Here is a 1,357-nt window from a genome sequence, read left to right on the forward strand (position 1 = left end):
CGAAACCATTTTGCTTGAACTGCGTCGTCATTGGTGCGGGTGAAAGTGGCCTTGCAAGTGCGGCATCGCCATCGTTGGCGACCAGTACTTGTCGTTCCGTATTTGATGCATACCCCGCTACAGACAGGGCATCGAGGATGATTCTTACTCATCCTCTCATCGTGAACCTAGGCAGCTAGCACACCGGCACTTCCCCGGCGGTATCTCCGGCCCGAGACTGGGGTATCCCTCCGGATAAGTGAAATCATCCTAATACCAGCACGCCAGACCAGCTAACCATCCAACCTCACCAACACATCCTGTCGTTTAGGCCGAAGACTGAATCAATCTACAAGGTGATGTAGGCAATGGGCGGCAATACTAACTTAGGCACAGCCAAGACTGCCAAGAAGGACGAGTTCTACACGCAGTGGAATGACATTGAAAACGAGATGCAAGCCTATCTCGAATACGACCCCGACGTATTCAGAGGTAAGACAGTTCTGCTGCCGTGTGACGATCCGGGGGCAAGTAACTTCACCAAGTACTTTGCACTGAACTTTGAGAAGTTCGGCTTGAAGAAGCTGATCTCTACGTCTTATGCGCCAGCATCAAACCCAGCCGTGACTGAGAAGGGGCAGATGCTGCTGGACTTCGCACTTGGCGAGGACCAGGACGAGAAGTTCAACGAAGACGACACCTGGCACAGAGGCCGCATTTACGTCCTTGAACAGGGCACGGATCTTAACGATGACGGCAAACTGAACAAGGAAGATCTCAAGTGGGATTACCTTGAGGGAGACGGAGACTTCCGCTCCGAGGAGGTCACGAAACTTCGTGATGAGGCCGACATCGTAGTTACCAACCCACCGTTCTCGCTGTTCCGAGAGTTCCTTGCGTGGCTGATCGAGGGCGAGGTCCAGTTTTCCGTTATCGGGAACATGAACTCTGTCACATACAGGGACGTTTTTCCACTGTTCCAAGAAAATAGGACTTGGTACGGGCCTTCTATCTCTAGCGGTGATCGAGAGTTTCGTGTGCCAGAAAGTTATCCTCTCACTGCTGCAGGGCATCGCGTGGATGAACTGGGTAATAAATTCGTTCGCGTAAAAGGCGTCCGATGGTTTACCAATATCGAACACGGTCGCCGCCATGAACCACTGGTTCTGATGACGATGGATGACAACCTTCTTTATGGATCGAAGAGGGTTCGAGAAACTGCGTACGTCAAATACGACAACTACGACGCTATTGAGGTGCCGGAGACCAAGGGTATTCCAAGCGATTACGACGGTGTTATGGGGGTACCCATCTCATTCTTGGACAAATACAGTCCAGAGCAGTTTGGGGTTGCCCGCAAATCGTGGACACGTAGTGG

1 protein-coding gene is annotated in these 1,357 nt (G+C 51.9%); it reads left to right on the forward strand.

Annotation, left to right across the window (positions count from 1 at the left end):
* Positions 1-347 precede the first annotated feature (347 nt).
* The coding region (locus HMPREF2806_RS07855; protein WP_070517160.1) for an adenine-specific methyltransferase EcoRI family protein at positions 348-1,357 on the forward strand (1,010 nt) is incomplete at its 3' end.

The sequence above is a fragment of the Corynebacterium sp. HMSC076G08 genome, from assembly GCF_001811515.1.
GTDB classification, from domain to species: domain Bacteria; phylum Actinomycetota; class Actinomycetes; order Mycobacteriales; family Mycobacteriaceae; genus Corynebacterium; species Corynebacterium hiratae.